15 protein-coding genes, 2 tRNA genes and 1 pseudogene are annotated in these 18,327 nt (G+C 40.4%); 14 read left to right on the forward strand and 4 right to left on the reverse strand.

All coding sequences use genetic code 11. The features are described from left to right. Positions 1-21 precede the first annotated feature (21 nt). Positions 22-903, forward strand: a complete 882-nt coding sequence (locus HBH39_RS07520) for a RimK/LysX family protein (protein ID WP_167677026.1) — start codon at positions 22-24, stop codon at positions 901-903. Positions 904-1,027: 124 nt separating this feature from the next. Here HBH39_RS07520 and HBH39_RS07525 read toward each other — a convergent pair whose 3' ends face one another. After that, a complete protein-coding gene (locus HBH39_RS07525; RefSeq protein ID WP_167677028.1) occupies positions 1,028-2,533 on the reverse strand; it encodes a methyl-accepting chemotaxis protein in 1,506 nt (501 codons plus the stop codon). Positions 2,534-3,025: 492 nt separating this feature from the next. On the opposite strand from HBH39_RS07525, the gene pheS reads away from it, so the two are divergent. From pheS to HBH39_RS07550, 5 genes and pseudogenes are all read left to right on the forward strand, one after another. Further along, the gene (gene pheS / locus HBH39_RS07530) at positions 3,026-4,009 is read left to right on the forward strand and encodes a phenylalanine--tRNA ligase subunit alpha (RefSeq protein ID WP_167677030.1); all 984 of its coding nucleotides are present in this window, start codon (positions 3,026-3,028) and stop codon (positions 4,007-4,009) included. 15 nt (positions 4,010-4,024) lie between these two features. Beyond that, on the forward strand, positions 4,025-6,412 hold the full coding sequence (gene pheT / locus HBH39_RS07535) for a phenylalanine--tRNA ligase subunit beta (RefSeq protein ID WP_167677032.1): 2,388 nt from the start codon (positions 4,025-4,027) through the stop codon (positions 6,410-6,412). Positions 6,413-6,415: 3 nt separating this feature from the next. Then, the gene (gene ihfA / locus HBH39_RS07540) at positions 6,416-6,721 is read left to right on the forward strand and encodes an integration host factor subunit alpha (protein ID WP_167677034.1); all 306 of its coding nucleotides are present in this window, start codon (positions 6,416-6,418) and stop codon (positions 6,719-6,721) included. 163 nt (positions 6,722-6,884) lie between these two features. After that, entirely contained in the window at positions 6,885-7,820 is a 936-nt protein-coding gene (gene lpxM, locus HBH39_RS07545) for a lauroyl-Kdo(2)-lipid IV(A) myristoyltransferase (RefSeq protein ID WP_167677036.1), read from the forward strand. Between the two features lie 51 nt (positions 7,821-7,871). Then, a pseudogene (locus HBH39_RS07550) lies at positions 7,872-8,646 on the forward strand (mechanosensitive ion channel family protein); the annotation flags it as partial. Positions 8,647-9,435: 789 nt separating this feature from the next. Here the strand turns inward: HBH39_RS07550 and HBH39_RS07555 are convergent. Together HBH39_RS07555 and HBH39_RS07560 are read right to left on the reverse strand one after the other, a co-directional pair. Next, positions 9,436-9,512 (reverse strand) — tRNA-Val (locus tag HBH39_RS07555). A gap of 27 nt (positions 9,513-9,539) precedes the next feature. After that, positions 9,540-9,616 (reverse strand) — tRNA-Val (locus HBH39_RS07560). 748 nt (positions 9,617-10,364) lie between these two features. Between HBH39_RS07560 and hisG the strand changes: the two genes are divergently transcribed. From hisG to hisIE, 8 genes are read left to right on the forward strand one after another with little or no spacing between them, the layout of a single operon-like run. Further along, positions 10,365-11,264 carry an ATP phosphoribosyltransferase gene (gene hisG / locus HBH39_RS07565; RefSeq protein ID WP_167677038.1) on the forward strand — a complete coding sequence of 300 codons (900 nt, stop codon included), beginning with the start codon at positions 10,365-10,367 and terminating at the stop codon, positions 11,262-11,264. Positions 11,265-11,297: 33 nt separating this feature from the next. Further along, complete coding sequence (hisD, locus tag HBH39_RS07570) at positions 11,298-12,590, forward strand: histidinol dehydrogenase (RefSeq protein WP_167680006.1); 1,293 nt, start codon at positions 11,298-11,300, stop codon at positions 12,588-12,590. Positions 12,591-12,621: 31 nt separating this feature from the next. Then, on the forward strand, positions 12,622-13,665 hold the full coding sequence (hisC, locus tag HBH39_RS07575; RefSeq protein WP_167677040.1) for a histidinol-phosphate transaminase: 1,044 nt from the start codon (positions 12,622-12,624) through the stop codon (positions 13,663-13,665). 54 nt (positions 13,666-13,719) lie between these two features. Next, positions 13,720-14,787 (forward strand): bifunctional histidinol-phosphatase/imidazoleglycerol-phosphate dehydratase HisB, encoded by a 1,068-nt coding sequence (gene hisB, locus HBH39_RS07580; protein WP_167677043.1) that lies wholly within the window; start codon positions 13,720-13,722, stop codon positions 14,785-14,787. A gap of 9 nt (positions 14,788-14,796) precedes the next feature. After that, the gene (gene hisH, locus HBH39_RS07585) at positions 14,797-15,450 is read left to right on the forward strand and encodes an imidazole glycerol phosphate synthase subunit HisH (RefSeq protein ID WP_167677045.1); all 654 of its coding nucleotides are present in this window, start codon (positions 14,797-14,799) and stop codon (positions 15,448-15,450) included. Beyond that, the gene (gene hisA, locus HBH39_RS07590; protein ID WP_167677047.1) at positions 15,447-16,184 is read left to right on the forward strand and encodes a 1-(5-phosphoribosyl)-5-[(5-phosphoribosylamino)methylideneamino]imidazole-4-carboxamide isomerase; all 738 of its coding nucleotides are present in this window, start codon (positions 15,447-15,449) and stop codon (positions 16,182-16,184) included. The genes hisH and hisA overlap by 4 nt, the downstream gene beginning before the upstream one ends. After that, a complete protein-coding gene (gene hisF / locus HBH39_RS07595; RefSeq protein ID WP_167677049.1) occupies positions 16,166-16,939 on the forward strand; it encodes an imidazole glycerol phosphate synthase subunit HisF in 774 nt (257 codons plus the stop codon). The genes hisA and hisF overlap by 19 nt, the downstream gene beginning before the upstream one ends. A gap of 28 nt (positions 16,940-16,967) precedes the next feature. Then, complete coding sequence (hisIE, locus tag HBH39_RS07600; RefSeq protein ID WP_167677051.1) at positions 16,968-17,591, forward strand: bifunctional phosphoribosyl-AMP cyclohydrolase/phosphoribosyl-ATP diphosphatase HisIE; 624 nt, start codon at positions 16,968-16,970, stop codon at positions 17,589-17,591. A 214-nt stretch (positions 17,592-17,805) separates the two neighbouring features. Here the strand turns inward: hisIE and tnpA are convergent, their stop codons facing one another. Then, the gene (gene tnpA, locus HBH39_RS07605; RefSeq protein ID WP_167677053.1) at positions 17,806-18,105 is read right to left on the reverse strand and encodes an IS66 family insertion sequence element accessory protein TnpA; all 300 of its coding nucleotides are present in this window, start codon (positions 18,103-18,105) and stop codon (positions 17,806-17,808) included. Positions 18,106-18,327: the final 222 nt, after the last annotated feature.

The raw sequence follows: 18,327 nt of genomic DNA on the forward strand, positions 1-18,327 counted from the left end.
TTTCAATCGAAAGGTCTACGCATGATTAAAAACATCATTATTTCAGTTGTACTATGTTTAAGTTTGTCATCTGTATTTGCTGCAGAAAAACAAATATTAAAACAAGTTGAAACAATGACAGTCGCTAAATCCGGTCTAATCTATGAAGCCAGAATGGATACCGGTGCTGCTAATTCATCTTTACATGCTATTGATCTCAAGGTGATTGGTGGTGCAGATAAAAAGATGAAAAACAACATTGGTAAAATGATTGAATTTACCACTGAAAATGAAAAAGGCGAAAAGAAACGCATTCAAGCTGAGATTGTCGATACGTCAACGGTAAAGAACTCACAAGGAACCGAAACTCGCTACATTGTTAAACTGGATATTGGTTTTGCTGATGATTTAAAACGAGTGCACGTGAATCTACGTGACCGAAGCCATATGGATTATAAGTTATTAATTGGACGTAATTTTCTGAAAAAAGGTTATATCGTTGATGTTGCTGAAAAGAAAACGATTGGGCCATTAGCTAAACTGAACGTTAAGCAAGCTAATCTTATGTTTTACACGCGTATTGACACAGGTGCTGTTGAAAATTCGCTACATGCAGTGAATATCCGTATTGAGAATGAAGACAAAAATAATATGGAAAATAACATCGGTAAAATGATGACCTTCACGACTGAAAATGAGCATGGTAAAAAAGTGGATGTTCGTACCAAAATTCGAGGTACTTCCCTGATCCGCAATGCCCAAGGTAGTGAAATTCGTTACATGGTGAGGTTAAGTATCGGAGAGCCTGGCCAAGAGTTTTTAGTGGACGTGAACTTAAAAGACCGAACTAAAATGACTCATAAATTATTGATTGGTCGTAATTGGCTACAGGGTCACTATTTGGTAGACGTATCTAAGAAGTAATCAATTCATAAATGTCTACATGGCTGTCATATAATTTAAGGGTAGGCATGTAAACTAGCAATTGATTATCAAATACTTAAGTATCAATCCACCTTGCGTAAGGTGGATTGATTGTATTAGAAGATTAAAGCTTTAATCCCACTAGTAAATTATCTAATTGTTCCGCAGTGGCATGCAGTTCATCACAACCTGACACAGATTGATTTGCCGAGGCTTCAACGTTATGTGATTGGTTTCTAATTTCCATCAAGTTGGTAGCAATTTCATTAGCCACTGCGGATTGTTCATCAGCAGAAGTCGCAATCAATACACTCATTTCTAAAACTTTATTACTGTGATGGGCTATGTTGACTAAGTCTTCACCCGTTCGTAAAACATGCTTTTTGCCTTCTTCCGCTTGTTCTACCGTTCTTGACATCACTTGAGTCAAATTACGTGTGCCTGATTGCAACGCTTCAATCATGGTTTTGATTTCAACCGTGGCTGACTGTGTTCTACCAGCTAGCGTTCTGACTTCATCGGCAACAACAGCAAAGCCACGACCTTGCTCACCCGCACGAGCAGCTTCAATTGCGGCATTTAATGCCAGTAAGTTGGTTTGCTCTGAAATGGCGTTAATGGTGGTCACAACTGCATCAATCTTACTAGCATTGTCATTCAGCACCGTTACCGCATCAGATGCTTGCGCTATTTCATGTGAAAGGACATCAATTGCATGAACTGTGGTTTCAATATCTTTAGAGCCTGCTGATACCTGAATATTGGTTTCTTCTGTTTCGCTAGATGATTGCTCAGCATTACGCGCCACTTCCTTTACCGCAGCTGTCATCTCTTCCATTGCTGTGGCAAGGGAATCAAGATGCTGACGTTGATTAACAGCCATAACTTGACCGTCTTGGGCTGTGGCTCTAAAGCCACCTACAACGGAACGAATTTGATTTGTAGCATGAGTTATTTGCTTGACTAAAGTATGCTGGCGTTCAACTAAAGCATCGATGCTAATTGCAAGTGTACTAAACTCATCTTTAACTTCAAAAAAATTTAATCGACCCGTTAAATCACCATTAGCAGCACGTTTTAGCGCTGTAACAGTTGTCCATAAAGCACCGCCAACAAAAGTTGAAATGTAATAAGCGAATAAAAATAAAACAAATAGCAAGCCAGCAATTACAGCATAAGCAGCAAATTTGTCTGTACTGTCTTGGCTTAACTGTTGTTTAGATAGCTCAGTGACAATGACATAATCATGAAGATTAATACCGCTAACTAACTGGATTGAATCACCCGGTTGCAATACACCGCCGCCTTGCTGAGCTAGGTTACCTAATCTATTATCAAGCTCATTAACCGTCACGATTTTGCTATGGTTATTTAATTGATTGCTTAAATTTTTCCGTGTATCAGCTGGAATGAGGTCATAAACATTTTCGATAAATTCATTAGTTTGTTTGATCTGCTGTAACTGATTTTCGATGCTACTGCTGATTAAGTTTTTAGAGTGTTGATGATTAAGAAACAAAGTCAGTCCAATAATCATTAGCATGGGAACAACTGCTAAGATGGTAAATTTTGTTTTTAAGGTCATGTGGATAAGGTATTGATCTATCCATCTAAATTTGACTTCTTTCATTTGTGCCTCTGCTAGTATCTGGCTTGATTTAGTTGCCGGTATTTGGTGTACGTGAAATACGGGGTAGTTTTTATGTTATCGGGGATCATTACGACTACTTTAACTCTTATCTGTTAAATAGGATGTGATTGAGTGTTTTTTAGGCGTTGTAGGTGGGGCGAGTCAATTATTTCCATCAATAAGAGGGGAATTTACATGTATGGTGTTAAGCATTTTATGGCTGACTATTTTGTTGCTGATTTCTATAACATTGCAAGTGAATCAAATTTTGCAATATACAGATAAATCAGAATAATTAGTATTATTCACCACTAAAAAGCCTAGTAATATGCCGCTTGCTCACGTAAAATTTATCTCTTTTATTTTAACCGATAGATTATAGACCAAAGTACATGAGTACTTAGGAATTGTATTTTCTATCTCGCCTAATGTCGGTCAGATGACTAATGGCAACAGCGCATTAATAAATGCAAAGATGCAGTGGATGAATACATGCAGCAGTTAACAGAGATCGTAGAACAAGCCTTAGCGGTGATAGAGCAGGCCAGTGATCTAAAGGCACTGGATGATATCCGTGTCGATTACCTTGGAAAGAAAGGTAAAATCACTGACATGATGAAAATGATGGGCAAACTAAGTGCAGAAGAGAAACCTGCTTTTGGTCAAGCCGTGAACCAAGCCAAACAAGCAGTACAACAGAAGTTATCTGAACGTATTGATGGCTTAAAAGCATCAGAATTAGAAGCCAAGCTGTCGGCTGAAAAAATTGATGTGACTTTACCGGGGCGCAGTATCGGTAATGGTGGGTTACATCCGGTCACTCGTACTATTGAGCGTATAGAAGCTTTCTTTGGTGAGCTAGGCTTTACCGTTAAGCATGGCCCTGAAATTGAAGATGATTTTCATAACTTCGATGCATTAAATATTTCAGAGCATCATCCAGCTCGTGCTGATCATGATACTTTCTACTTTAACCCTAAAGTGATGTTGCGTACGCAAACGTCGGGTGTACAAATTCGCACCATGGAGCATGAGCAGCCGCCGCTACGTATTATTTCTCCAGGCCGTGTTTATCGTAATGACTATGATCAAACTCATACGCCAATGTTCCACCAAGTAGAAGGCTTAATGGTTGCTGAAAACGTGAACTTTGCTGAGTTAAAAGGCGTTTTACACGATTTCTTACTTAACTTTTTTGAAGAAGATCTACAAGTGCGTTTTCGTCCATCCTATTTCCCATTCACAGAACCTTCAGCTGAAGTTGATGTAATGGGTAAAAATGGTAAGTGGCTTGAAGTGCTTGGCTGTGGCATGGTGCATCCCAATGTACTTCGCAGTGTCGGTATTGATCCTGAAAAATACTCTGGTTTTGCTTTTGGTATGGGCGTAGAACGATTGACCATGTTGCGTTACGGCGTTAACGATTTACGTGCCTTCTTTGAAAACGATTTACGTTTTCTTAAGCAATTTAAATAACGGAGCAAAATACAGATGAAATTTAGTGAATCTTGGCTTCGTGAATGGGTTAACCCATCAGTAAGTCGTGACGAATTATCTCACCAAATCACTATGGCTGGCCTTGAAGTTGATGGCGTAGAAGCTGTAGCTGGAGATTTTAGCGGTGTCATCATTGGTGAAGTTGTCGAGTGTGGTCAACATCCCGATGCAGACAAACTGCGTGTAACAAAAATCAATGTCGGCGAGGACGAGTTAATTGATATCGTCTGCGGCGCACCAAATTGCCGTTTAGGTTTAAAAGTGGCTGTTGCAATGGTGGGTGCCGTTTTACCTGGTGATTTTAAAATTAAAAAAGCCAAGTTGCGTGGTCAACCTTCATTTGGCATGTTGTGTTCATATGGCGAATTAGGCATTGATATTGAAAGCGATGGCATTATTGAACTGCCATTAGATGCGCCAATTGGGCAATCTGTTCGCGAATATTTAAACTTAGATGACGCAGTTATTGATGTTGATTTAACCGCAAACCGTGCAGATTGTTTAGGTATGGCTGGTCTGGCTCGTGAAGTTGGTGTGCTAAATCGTCAAGCGGTTACCGAACCAACGTGGACTGCTGTTGAAGCAACGATTGATGCGCCTATTGCCATTACACTTGAGGCAAAAGAGGCATGCCCACGCTATTTAGGTCGTGTCGTTAAAAATATCAATGTCAAAGCCAGTACCCCATTATGGATGCAAGAAAAGTTGCGTCGTAGCGGTATTCGCTCAATTGACCCAATTGTTGATATCACCAACTATGTATTAATCGAATTTGGTCAGCCAATGCATGCCTTCGATTTAAATACCCTTGATGGTGGCATCACGGTACGTTTAGCTGATGGCGTTGAAAAGTTAACCTTACTTGATGGCAATGAAATTACCGTTCCTAATGACACACTGGTGATTGCTGACGATAAAAAGGCCATTGCTTTAGCTGGCGTGTTTGGCGGTGAGTCTACAGGTGTTAATGAAAATACCACGGATATTTTATTAGAGTGTGCTTTCTTTGCTCCATTAGCCATCATGGGTAAATCTCGTCGCTTAGGCTTACACACTGATGCCTCACATCGTTTCGAGCGTGGTGTTGACCCTGAGCTACAACATAAAGTAATGGATCGTGCTACACGTCTTGTATTAGACATTTGTGGTGGTGAAGCAGGACAAGTTGTGGAGGCGGTTGCTGAAGAACACTTGCCAAAAGCTGCTAACTTAACATTACGCAGAGCTAAACTCGATAAAACATTAGGTCATCATATTCCGGATGCTGATGTAATCGAAATTCTTGAACGTCTAGGGTTTACTGTTGTTGCCAATGGTGAAACTTGGTCGGTGACAACCGCAACATATCGTTTTGATATGGCAATCGAAGAAGACTTAATCGAAGAAGTTGCCCGTATCTACGGTTATAACAATATCCCAAATATTGCCCCGCAAGCTGCGTTAAAAATGTCAGATCATAAAGAATCAGATATTCCATTAAAACGCGTGCGTGATTTGTTAGTCGCAAGAGGCTTTCAAGAAGCGATTACTTACAGCTTTGTTGATCCTAAAATGCAAAATCTTGTTCATCCAGAACAAGAGTCGATGGTTTTACCAAACCCAATTTCAACTGAAATGTCGGCAATGCGTTTGTCTATGTTCACCGGTCTGTTAACTGCGGTGGGTTATAACCAAAGCCGACAACAGGGACGGGTACGTTTATTTGAAAGTGGTCTTCGCTTTGTTCCTGATGCACAAGCAGATTCTGGTGTTCGTCAACAAGCGATGCTGGGTGCGGTTATTTCTGGTGTTCAAAACGATGAACATTGGTCAATGGAATCAAAAGCTGTTGACTTCTTTGATTTAAAAGGCGATCTAGAAGCAATAATAGGCTTGACAGTTGCCGCTTCAGAATTTAGCTTTAAAGCAGCAACTCATCCTGCGCTTCATCCAGGACAATGTGCTGAAATATTGAGAAATAATCGAGTCATTGGTCACATTGGCGCTGTTCATCCTAGTTTGGAAAAGCCTTTTGGACTCAATGGTAAAACGATAGTTTTTGAGTTAGAACTGGACGCGTTATTACATGCCAGTTTGCCGCTAGCCCAAGCTGTATCTAAGTTTCCTGCTAATCGACGTGATATCGCTGTTGTTGTAGATGAAAACATTTCTGCAATCGATGTTATGAATTTGATAAAAAAAGTTGGCGAAAATCAGTTGGTTGGCTTAAACTTGTTCGATGTATACTTAGGTAAAGGTGTTGAGCCTGGTAAAAAGAGCTTGGCTATAGCACTAACGTTACAAGACACTACTCGTACACTGGAAGAAAAGGACATTACTGCGACTATGGACGCTGTGGTTTCTGCTCTGAAAGTTGAGTTCAACGCATCGTTGAGGGATTAAAGTATGGCACTTACCAAAGCCGAAATGGCAGAACATCTTTTTGAAACACTAGGCATTAACAAGCGTGTCGCTAAAGAGATGGTTGAGTCTTTCTTTGAAGAAATTCGTGAAGCACTCGAAAACGGTGAGCAGGTCAAGTTATCTGGCTTTGGTAATTTTGACCTGAGAGACAAGAATCAAAGACCGGGACGGAACCCAAAAACTGGTGAGGATATTCCAATTTCAGCTCGCCGAGTCGTTACTTTCCGTCCAGGACAGAAGTTAAAAACTCGCGTAGAAATTGAAGCTGCAAAAGCAGTTAAAAAATAACCTATCAGTTAATTAGCGGTTAGCTAAATTAAGAGTTTAGAAAAGCCACTCAGGTTTGAGTGGCTTTTTTATTTTTAATTTCGCTAAGCTAAGGTATTTTTGCTACATGACTATAGTGATTTAAGTTTGTTATTATTAGACAAATTTACATGAGGTATTTCTTTTGGCTCGTCAACAAAAGCATTTTGATCGTAGTTTTAATATTGGCCTTCTTCATCCTCGCTTCTGGGGAACCTGGTTAGCAATCGCTGTATTATTTATTTTTGGGCTGATGCCAGCCGTCATACGTGATCCTATTGCTAAACTGATGGCAAAACTTGTGATACGTATTGCTCATAAACCCATTAATATTGCCCGTATTAATATCAGTAAATGCTTCCCAGATAAAACCTCAATTGAGGTTGAACAATTAATTAAACAAAATGTAGATGCGTTTGTATTAGCTTTACTTTCACAAGCTGAATTACTGTTAAGATCAAACAATCATCTTAAACGCCGAGTAAAACTGCATGGGTTTGAACATGTGCAACAAGTTAGGGCTGAAGGACATCCGATTATTTTTATCATGCCTCATGTGTGGCCTATTGATTATGCTGGGCTAAGGTTAAATCTTGAAATTCCCATGGTCTCAATGGCAAAAGCCCATCGAAATGGTTTGTTTAATTGGTTTAGTAATCGGTTACGAAGTTGTTTAGGTGCTCGGATTTATATGCGTGAAGCAGGCATTCGTGCATTATTGGCTGAGCTAAAAAATGATTTTAGTTTTTTTTACTTGCCGGATGAAGACTTAGGGCCAGAACAAAGTGTTATTACTCCATTTTTTGCAACCACTAAAGCGACGATACCTGTTGTGGGGCGGTTAGCAAAAGCCGGAAATGCTAAAGTGATGCCCGTAACTATTGGTTATAATTATCAAGCACGATGTTTCGATTTAACCGTGTTGCCAGCGCTTGATCCCGACTCAATGAATAGCAAAGAAAGTGAAGCTTTAGTGCTTAATCAAATTGTTGAACAAGTTATTAATGCTTACCCTGAGCAATACATGTGGTTTTTAAAAATTTTAAAAACGCGCCCAGAAGGTGAGCTGAAGATCTATTAATCATTGCAGTGTATTGGCTCCATGACAATAACAACAAAGTAAGAACGCTATATAGATTGTTATGAGCTACTCGAAGCATTAGCCTTTGTGGTTTATAACTATGACAATAGACCCATAACGCTGCTGCAAATCATTCAAGTACCGCTATATATTTCTAGCGTGGTTTATTCAGCCGCATTGGCAAAATAATTGTGAATGCGCTACGAAAGCGTCATGTTAGTGCAGACGCGGTACATTTGTTTTCACGTGTGTATTTGGTACTCACCATTGTGGTTTCAGGACAACCATTATGGATATTTTAAATATCCCACTCACAGCGTTTGCTTTTGTATCTGGTGCCATAGCCATAGCCATAGCCATAGCCATAGCCATTGGTGTAGGTTTTGGTGCTCAAAACATCATTAACAATTTCATTTCTGGCTGGATATTAATGTGGAAGCGCTCAATACGTATAGGTGATTTTTTAGAAGTAGGCGATGCAAGAAGGGGCGTTGAATGCATCAATACTCGCTCAACATTGATACCCCGAAATGACGGTGTGCATATGTTAGTCCCTAACAGCCAATAATTAGCCAATTATTAGAGAATACGGTAACCAATTGGGCTTTAATTGATAAAAATACACGAACATTTGTGAATGTTGGCGTTGCATACGGTTCAGATGTGGTATTTAGTACAGAAGTTGCTATTTAAAATTATTGAAGAGCACGATGACATTCTACCTACCCGTAAATCCATAGTCATGTTTGAAGATTTTGGCGACAATGCGTTAATTTTCGACATGATCTTTTGGATTAACGCCGGATCAGAAACCGATCTCAGACGACGTCTCAGCAAAATGTGATTTAGCCATTTCGCATTAAACCCTTGCCCGATTAGGACGGGGATATAAGGCGTAAAGATCTTCGAACTTTAATCTGGTGTTGATTGACTATCGAATCATTATCAGTGGTTTAGTAAAATCGATGTAAACCATCTCCCAATGAGGGCGGTGATATAAACCGAAATTACAGATAGAAGTTCGATTAATACATCAACACCGTTTAATCATCACTTTTTGTAAACGGTGACAAATAACGTACTTGCAGCGTTGCACACATGTAAGAATGACCCACGTGCGAGAGAAGCTGGTTGGTTGCTAAATATCATTGAAAAGGCATTTATGAGGTGATGAGACACTGATGATAAAAATCACTTTAAATGAATATTTATTCAACACCGACATTTCGGTGCATTTTTTTATAAGTATAATATTAGAATAAAATGAGCACCATACTGAATTGTTGGAATGTCACAAAATGCTCTCTTCCTTACTCATCTATAAACAGAAAAAATACCTGACTACTGTTTTTGATGGTCACAAAATCACCTTCAAAATTAGACAAAAAAACGACATAAAAAATGTGTAATTTTTATGTTCGTGGCCACAGTTTGGCCACAAATTGCAATTTCAGGGTATTTTGAGGGAAAATGTAAGAAAGTGACGTTAATTTAAGCAGTGAGACTGTTTTGATGAATACAAGGCGTAAAATCACACAAAATTTAAATGGACACAAGGATGGCCACAAATAAAGAATTGAATTTATTTTGTAAGATGATGAATTTAAATAATAAATGGTACACCCGAGTGGACTCGAACCACCGACCCCTACCATGTCAAGGTAGTGCTCTAACCAGCTGAGCTACGGGTGTATTATGGGATGCTTAAGGAAATAAAACTGGTACACCCGAGTGGACTCGAACCACCGACCCCTACCATGTCAAGGTAGTGCTCTAACCAGCTGAGCTACGGGTGTATTGACTTTTATTACCGCGAAGGAAAACTGAAGAAGTTTCCTTTCAAAGCGGTCGCTATATTAAGTGCGTTAACAAATGCATGCAAGCAAAAGTTGACGTGATTTGCTCAAATGGCGATTTGCTGTGCAAAATGAAAGTTAACAACTTAAGAATCATCAACTTTAGGACAGCTAAACATAAAATTTATGACGCCAAAACATATTGCTTGACAGGTTAGATGTCATTTTTATGCCGTCATAATTTTCATTAAATGAATTAACTCAACAACGAATAACAATACCTAGTAACTAACACCTAGCACCTAGCACTTAGCAAAATAAAGTGACACTATATACCAAACTCATTTAATTCTATGTTATTACAATAAATTGGTAAAAAAATTACAAATTGGCTTTATTCGCTATTGCAAACAAACGCGATAGCGGTTAAGTTTTAAAGCAAGTCAAGTTTAAGCCTAAATTAAGTGCCTTAAACGGTTCACATGACAACTGAATTTATCAACGCCAAATGGCAAAAATTGAGAGCTAAAAATTATGTTTATCCAAGTGACTACAATTCATCATCACCATCATATGCGGTAGCCTTCGGATGCTTACTGCCGGAGGTTTATATCCTTCTGGCGGTGAAAATATCACTAACCCCTGGAAGGAATTTCAGGGGTTTTTTATTTTCTAGATTATGATTTACAAAATATTTTTTTCTTCTAATACAGTTTTTACAATTTAATTTTATAAAAGGTAGTAGCAAATGATTGAGTCAAACCGTTTACGTATCGCCATCCAAAAGTCAGGTCGTTTATCAAAAGAATCACAACAATTGCTGAAAAGTTGTGGGATCAAATTTAATGTCAATGAACAGCGTCTCATTGCGCATGCAGACAATATGCCCATCGATTTATTACGTGTTCGTGATGATGATATTCCAGGTTTGGTAATGGATGGTGTGGTTGATTTAGGGATTATCGGTGAAAATGTTCTCGAGGAAGAACAAATTGAACGTCAAGTCGTGAACAAACCTGCCGAGTTTATAAAATTACGTCAATTAGATTTTGGGGCTTGCCGTTTATCATTAGCAGTGCCAAACGAGTTTAGTTATAACGATGCACAATCATTAGAAGGCTTACGTATTGCCACGTCATACCCTAATCTACTGCGCCGCTTTATGCAGGAAAAAGGCATTAACTACCGTGATTGTATGTTGAAAGGCTCTGTTGAAGTTGCCCCACGTGCAGGTTTAGCAGATGGCATTTGTGACCTCGTCTCAACTGGTGCAACACTTGAAGCAAACGGCCTATATGAAACAGAAGTCATTTACCGCTCAATGGCATGCGTTATTCAGTCAACTCAAACACAAACGCCATCAAAACAAGCACTAATAGACAAAATTTTATCTCGTGTTAATGGCGTAATTCGTGCTCGCGAAAGTAAGTACATCTTATTGCACGCGCCAACCGAAACCTTAGATCAAATTGTGGCTTTATTACCGGGCGCTGAAAACCCAACAGTGTTGCCACTCAATGATGATTCAAATCGCGTTGCCATTCACGCGGTCAGTACTGAAGATTTATTCTGGGACACAATGGAAGAACTTACAGCACTTGGTGCATCTTCCATTCTTGTCATGCCAATTGAAAAAATGATGGGGTAAATGTTGATGGCTAATTCGCAAACATCATCACCAATGGAAATTTTAAATTGGAATGCGTTATCTGACTCAGATAAAAATCAAGCGCTAACTCGCTCACCCTTGATTGGTGATAACAGTGTTGAACAACAAGTGACTCGCATTATTGAGCAAGTGGTTACCAATGGCGATGTTGCACTTAAGCAGTTCAATCAGCAATTTGATGGCGTCAAGGTTGAGTCGTTAGCGTTATCACAACAGGAAATTGATGCGGCGTGTGAACGAGTTGCTGAACCTGTCAAACAAAGTATAGCTGTTGCCGTTGCCAATATTGAAACCTTTCATAAAGCACAAGTGTTTAACGCTATTGATATTGAAACAATGCCTGGTGTGCGATGTGAACTGCGAACTGAAGCCATTGAAAAAGTTGGCCTGTATATTCCGGGTGGCACAGCCCCCTTAATATCGACTGTGATGATGCTTGCGCTGCCTGCAAAAATCGCCGGTTGCCAACAACGCGTACTGGTTAGCCCCCCGCCAATTAATGATGCCATTATTTATGCAGCTAAAGTGTGTGGTATTACTGAAATTTACCAAGTTGGCGGCGCTCAAGCAATTGCCGCCATGGCCTTTGGCACAGAATCTGTTACTAAGGTTGATAAAATCTTTGGCCCCGGCAATCGTTATGTGACTGAAGCTAAACGCCTTGTATCGCAGGATAATCGTATTAGTGTCACCATTGATATGCCAGCTGGTCCATCTGAAGTACTGGTTATCGCAGATGAATATGCCAACCCCGCTTTTATTGCGGCTGATTTATTATCACAAGCAGAACATGGTGTTGACTCACAAGTAATGCTAGTGACTAATTCTCAAGCACAGGCTGAAGCCGTTAATAGCGAGTTAGTCAGTCAACTGGCACAGTTGCCACGACAAGATATTGCTAAACAGGCACTCACTTGTAGTCGCAGTATTGTTGTTAATGACTTGAATGAAGCCGTGTTAGTGTCAAATCAATATGGGCCTGAGCACTTAATTGTACAAACTCAATCTCCACGAGATCTATTAGGGGCAATTCGCGCAGCTGGATCGGTATTCGTTGGCGCTTATACCCCTGAGTCTGTAGGTGACTATGCCAGCGGGACTAACCATGTGTTACCAACTTATGGTTATAGCCGAGCAGTCTCAAGCTTGTCATTAGCTGACTTTAGCCGCCGTTTTACCGTACAAGAGCTAACCCCACAAGGATTGCAAAATTTAGGTCAAACCGTGATGACATTAGCTGAAAATGAATTATTAGATGCGCATAAACAAGCCGTTGCCATTCGTTTGGCCAGTTTAACTAACTAACCTTGTTATGTTGTGATGCAAAGGAATTACCATGAACAGCTTTGATGCAAACCAATTAGCCAGACCTGAATTATTAACATTAACCCCATATCAAAGTGCAAGACGTATTGGTGGCCGCGGTGACATTTGGATAAATGCCAATGAGTCGCCTTTTAATAATAGTGACTTAGATAAGCTAAATCGCTATCCAGAATGTCAGCCTCCTGAATTAATTAGCGCTTATGCCGATTATGCAGGTGTAAACACGACTCAAGTCGTGACTAGCCGTGGTGCAGATGAGGCCATTGAATTACTCATTCGCACCTTTTGTATTCCAGGACAAGACAGTATCGCCATCTTCGGCCCTACATACGGTATGTACGCAATAAGCGCAGCTACATTTAATATTGCCGTTAATACATTAAGCCTGACAGATAATTACCAATTACCAGAAGGTTGGCCAGCTGAAATTGGAGCGGCTAAATTGGTCTTTATCTGCAACCCTAACAATCCTACCGGCACGGTTATCAATAAAGATGATATTGAAGTGGCGATAGCCAGTGCGCCAAATTCGATTGTAGTGGTTGATGAAGCATATATTGAGTTTTGTCCTGAGTACTCTGTTGCGGATTTACTTGAGCGTTATCCAAATCTTGTGGTATTACGCACCCTTTCAAAAGCGTTTGCCCTAGCGGGAGCGCGCTGCGGGTTTATGTTGGCGAACGAAGCCATCATTGAACTGGTTATGAGAGTTATTGCGCCTTATCCTGTGCCTTTACCCGTATCAGAACTGGCCGTTAAAGCACTGAGCGGAAATGGAATATCACAAATGCGTCAACAAGTCGCGCAACTGAAAAACCAAGGCGAACGCTTATCAAAAACCCTAGAAACTATTGGCGCTAATGTCTTAAGCGCAAATGGGAATTTTGTTCTAGCACGCTTTGATGATGTGACTCGCATAGCAAATGCATTAACCGCCAATGGGATAGTGGCCAGAGCCTATAAAGACCCTCGCCTTATCGATGCAATTCGCTTTAGCTTTGCCTCAGCAGCACAAACAGACAAATTAATCGATGTGTTGTTAAGCTGTAAATAACAACATTTACCCGTATAAAAATATAATCAGTTCCTACATTTTAAGGTTGGCAGTATGAAACAGAAAATCCTCTTTATTGACAGAGATGGTACCTTGGTTGAAGAGCCTGCAATTGATAAACAATTAGATAGCTTGGCAAAATTGGTATTTGAACCACAAGTGATCCCTGCATTACTTAAATTGCAAAAAGCGGGCTTTCGATTAGTGATGGTGAGTAATCAAGATGGCCTAGGCACGCCATCATTTCCAAAAGATGATTTTGATGCACCGCATAATATGATGATGCAAATCTTCGAAAGCCAAGGGGTTAAATTTGACGATGTAGTGATATGTCCACACTTTGACGATGAAAACTGCAGTTGCCGCAAGCCTAAACTCGGTTTAGTAAAAAGCTACCTAACAGAAGGCAAAGTTGATTTTACAGAATCCGCCGTGATTGGCGATCGTCACACCGATGTCGAACTGGCCAACGCCATGGGTATTAAAAGCTTCCAATATAATCGTCAAACGCTGAATTGGGACGACATTTGTGAAGCGCTGTTAAGCAAAGGACGTCAAGCAACTGTAGTGCGTACCACCAAAGAAACCGACATCAAAGTCACCATTGATTTAGATAGCCAAACTAAAGGTAAAATAGACACTGGTATCGGTTTTTTTGATCACATGCTAGATCAAATTCAAACTCATGGTAATTTCAAAATGGATGTCACTGTTGATGGCGATTTAGAAATAGATGATCACCACAGCGTTGAAGACACCGCACTGGCTATTGGTGATGCCATTCGCCAAGCATTAGGTGATAAACGCGGCATTGCGCGATTTGGTTTTAGTTTGCCAATGGATGAAGCCAATGGCGAGTGTTTAATGGACATATCTGGTCGCCCATTCATAAAATTTAACGCTGACTTTAATCGTGAAATGGTCGGTGAAATGGCTACCGAAATGGTACCGCATTTCTTTAGATCATTTGCTGATGGATTACGTTGTACTTTGCACATCAGTTCTGAAGGTGACAATGACCATCACAAAGTTGAAGCACTATTTAAAGTACTGGGTCGAACACTTCGTCAAGCCGTTAAAGTTGAAGGTGATATTTTGCCATCAAGTAAAGGTGTTTTGTAAGGAGCTAATGTGACAACAACTTCAGCAAATACAGCACTTAATCAACATGACTTAACCGTCATTATCGACACAGGTTGTGCCAATTTAAGCTCAGTACGCTTCGCGTTTGAACGCTTGCAAGCCAATGTTATTGTGTCGGCAGATTTTGATGTTATCCGCAGTGCTGCACGGGTGGTATTACCCGGTGTTGGCACGGCAGGCGCAGCCATGGAAGCATTAAAGCAAAAGCAACTTGTTGAGCTAATTGTTAGCCTGAAACAACCAGTAATGGGGGTCTGTTTAGGAATGCAAATGCTTGCCAATATATCAAAAGAACGCGGCGGACGCGGGCTTGAAGATATTCAGTGCTTAGGTTTAGTGCCAACAGAAATCAGTGACATAGACAGTCAGGGCTTACCTTTACCACACATAGGCTGGAACCAAATAACCGTGTCAGATCATCCACTGTTTAATGGTATTGCTGATGGCAGCTATGTGTATTTTGTCCATAGTTATCGCGCCCCAATCAGTCAGTACACTTTAGCTAGCAGCACGTATGGTGAAACCTTTAGCGCAGCCATAGGTAAAGACAACTTTTTTGGCGTGCAATTTCATCCAGAAAAAAGCGCTGCTGTGGGGGCCCAAATACTACAAAATTTTTTAAACATGGGGAAAACACAATGATCATTCCAGCAATTGATTTAATTGATGGTCAGGTAGTTCGCTTATATCAAGGTGATTATCAACAACAAACCACCTTTGATTTAAGCCCCCTCGCCCAACTGCAATCTTATCAAGATCAAGGAGCTAAATTACTTCATATTGTGGACTTAACCGGTGCAAAAGATCCCCAAAAGCGCCAAATAACCCTGATTGGAGAATTGGTTGCCGGACTGGATGTTGACATTCAAGTTGGGGGCGGGATCCGCAGCGAACAACAGGTAAAAGAGTTACTTGAACTTGGCGTTAAGCGAGTGGTTATTGGCTCATTAGCAGTAAAAGAACCTGAATTAGTAAAAAGTTGGTTTGTAAAATATGGCAGTGATGCAATTTGTTTAGCATTGGATGTCAACATTAATGAAGCCGGTGAAAAAATTGTCGCGGTTTCTGGCTGGCAAGCTGGTGGTGGTAAATCATTAGAATCACTGGTTGCCAAGTTTGAAACCGTTGGCTTACAACATGCGTTAGTCACAGATATTAGCCGCGATGGCACCTTACAAGGCGCTAATACTGAGTTATATACCGAACTAGCAACTCAATACCCTAATATAAACTGGCAAGCTTCAGGTGGCATTGCAACACTCGATGACGTTGCCGCTGTACGTGACAGTAAAGCTGGCGGCATTATCATTGGCAAGGCTTTATTGATTAACAACTTTACGGTTAAGGAGGCAATTCAATGCTGGCCAAACGCATAGTTCCGTGTCTTGATGTCCGTGAAGGAAAAGTTGTCAAAGGCGTACAATTTCGCGACCATGAAATTGTTGGCGACATAGTCCCATTAGCCGCTAGATATGCCCAAGAAGGCGCTGATGAATTGGTGTTTTATGACATTACGGCCAGTGCCCACGATAGAGTTATCGACAAGTCTTGGGTAAGTCGAGTGGCAGAGCAAATTGATATTCCCTTTTGTGTAGCTGGTGGCATTAAAACCATTGAACAAGCACGGGAAAAACTGGCTTTTGGTGCCGATAAAATCTCCATTAACTCACCCGCATTATCCGATCCAAGTTTAATCTCGCGCTTGCAAGATGAATTTGGTCGCCAATGTATTGTAATTGGAATTGATTCATTTTATGACGCGGAGTCAAACAGTTATAAAGTAAAGCAATTTACCGGAGATGAAGCAGCCACTAAAGATACTCAATGGTTCACTCAAGATTGGGTTGAAGAAGTTCAAAAACGTGGCTGTGGTGAAATCGTATTAAATGTTATGAACCAAGATGGCGTTCGCGGTGGATATGATATTAAGCAATTAAGCATGATACGGGCTATTTGTGATGTGCCACTGATTGCCTCGGGAGGCGCTGGCACCATGGAACATTTTAAAGATGTTTTTGACCAAGCCAAGGTCGATGCGGCCTTAGCCGCAAGTGTATTCCACAAAGGGATCATTGATATTGGTCAGTTAAAGCAGTACTTGCATAGTCACAATATTGCGATTCGACTATAAATTTGCGCTAACAAATAAGAGAAAACCTATGACACAAATAACATTTGATAGCTCAAGCCTTGCTTGGGATAAGCAAGATGGCTTAATGCCAGCCGTAGTACAGAACCACTTAACGGGCAAAGTGCTTATGCTAGGCTATATGGACCAAGCGGCTTTAGACAAAACATTAGCCACTAAAATGGTGACCTTTTATAGCCGCTCCAAACAGCGTTTATGGACTAAAGGTGAAAGCTCAGGAAATAGCCTTGAGCTAATTGCCATTGATAAAGACTGCGACAATGACAGCTTATTGGTTCAAGTGATTCCAAATGGCCCAACGTGCCACACCGGCACCGAAAGCTGCTGGCCAGATGGTAACGCCCACCCTTTTATTGATAATTTGACCAATGTGATTATTTCACGCAAAGGCCAAAGTGCAGATTCAAGCTACACTGCATCTTTGTTCGAACGTGGCACCAAACGCATTGCACAAAAAGTCGGTGAAGAAGGCTTGGAAACCGCTTTAGCTGCCGCAACTCATGATAAAGAAGAGCTTATCAATGAAGCCTCTGATTTAATGTATCACTTGATTGTGTTGTTAGAAGACCAAGGCTTATCAATGGCTGAAGTGAATAAAAACCTCTTAGATAGACATAGTAAAGCAACTAAGTAGGTAGTTAAACAAATAAAAGCGATATTCAAAAAACAGAATAGATTCCGGCCCAAAAGTATTGCCGGAATGACGGTAGTATTGGACATAATCCTAATTCTGGGTATTGAGCACAATCCGAATATTTCAAGATGTTGTGCAACGATAAGTGATAGTCCATTGATGGACTTACTCATATCGGTGATTCCCGTGACGAGATAAACTTGAGCCGATGGTGTCATTGTAATGCTGCAACCCAATGCTGGATTTGGCTAGCGCTTAAATGAATTGGCAACTGAGCACGCAAACCATTAGCAAGGACTAGCGTGACAACGTTTACATTCTCGACGGATACATCTGTCACAAGAATGGGTTGCAATCGTTGAGGCTCTGGCTGTGTTCGAAGTTTTTTGGCCCATGTATAAAAGGTTTGATAGCTTATGTTCTGCTCAGCACAAAACTGAGTGATGCTTTTATCACTTTGTTTTTGCTGCTCGATTAATGAAGACCAATACTGGTGTTTTTCTTGTGCGTTCATAGAACCTCCTTAAATTGGTGAGGTACTATGACAAATATTTTTTTGATTGAGTATGTGGGGTTTATTTACCGCTTAGATACATTATCTTCATACCATTTTTAGTCATTATCAAATCATGAGTAACATTAAGGAAATTAACGATAAACCGTCGTATTGATTACATGATACAAAGATGGGTAATGCTATTATTTTATCACTTAATCATAAATTAATCAGATTTGG

Source organism: Shewanella aestuarii, assembly GCF_011765625.1.
Classification (GTDB): domain Bacteria; phylum Pseudomonadota; class Gammaproteobacteria; order Enterobacterales; family Shewanellaceae; genus Shewanella; species Shewanella aestuarii_A.

Excerpts from the sequence above, each read along its gene's own strand:
- HBH39_RS07520 (WP_167677026.1), top strand. The coding sequence starts at position 22 with ATGATTAAAAACATCATTATTTCAGTTGTACTATGTTTAAGTTTGTCA.
- HBH39_RS07525 (WP_167677028.1), bottom strand. The coding sequence starts at position 2,533 with ATGAAAGAAGTCAAATTTAGATGGATAGATCAATACCTTATCCACATG.
- pheS (WP_167677030.1), top strand. The coding sequence starts at position 3,026 with ATGCAGCAGTTAACAGAGATCGTAGAACAAGCCTTAGCGGTGATAGAG.
- pheT (WP_167677032.1), top strand. The coding sequence starts at position 4,025 with ATGAAATTTAGTGAATCTTGGCTTCGTGAATGGGTTAACCCATCAGTA.
- ihfA (WP_167677034.1), top strand. The coding sequence starts at position 6,416 with ATGGCACTTACCAAAGCCGAAATGGCAGAACATCTTTTTGAAACACTA.
- hisG (WP_167677038.1), top strand. The coding sequence starts at position 10,365 with ATGATTGAGTCAAACCGTTTACGTATCGCCATCCAAAAGTCAGGTCGT.
- hisD (WP_167680006.1), top strand. The coding sequence starts at position 11,298 with ATGGAAATTTTAAATTGGAATGCGTTATCTGACTCAGATAAAAATCAA.
- hisC (WP_167677040.1), top strand. The coding sequence starts at position 12,622 with ATGAACAGCTTTGATGCAAACCAATTAGCCAGACCTGAATTATTAACA.
- hisB (WP_167677043.1), top strand. The coding sequence starts at position 13,720 with ATGAAACAGAAAATCCTCTTTATTGACAGAGATGGTACCTTGGTTGAA.
- hisA (WP_167677047.1), top strand. The coding sequence starts at position 15,447 with ATGATCATTCCAGCAATTGATTTAATTGATGGTCAGGTAGTTCGCTTA.
- hisF (WP_167677049.1), top strand. The coding sequence starts at position 16,166 with ATGCTGGCCAAACGCATAGTTCCGTGTCTTGATGTCCGTGAAGGAAAA.
- hisIE (WP_167677051.1), top strand. The coding sequence starts at position 16,968 with ATGACACAAATAACATTTGATAGCTCAAGCCTTGCTTGGGATAAGCAA.
- tnpA (WP_167677053.1), bottom strand. The coding sequence starts at position 18,105 with ATGAACGCACAAGAAAAACACCAGTATTGGTCTTCATTAATCGAGCAG.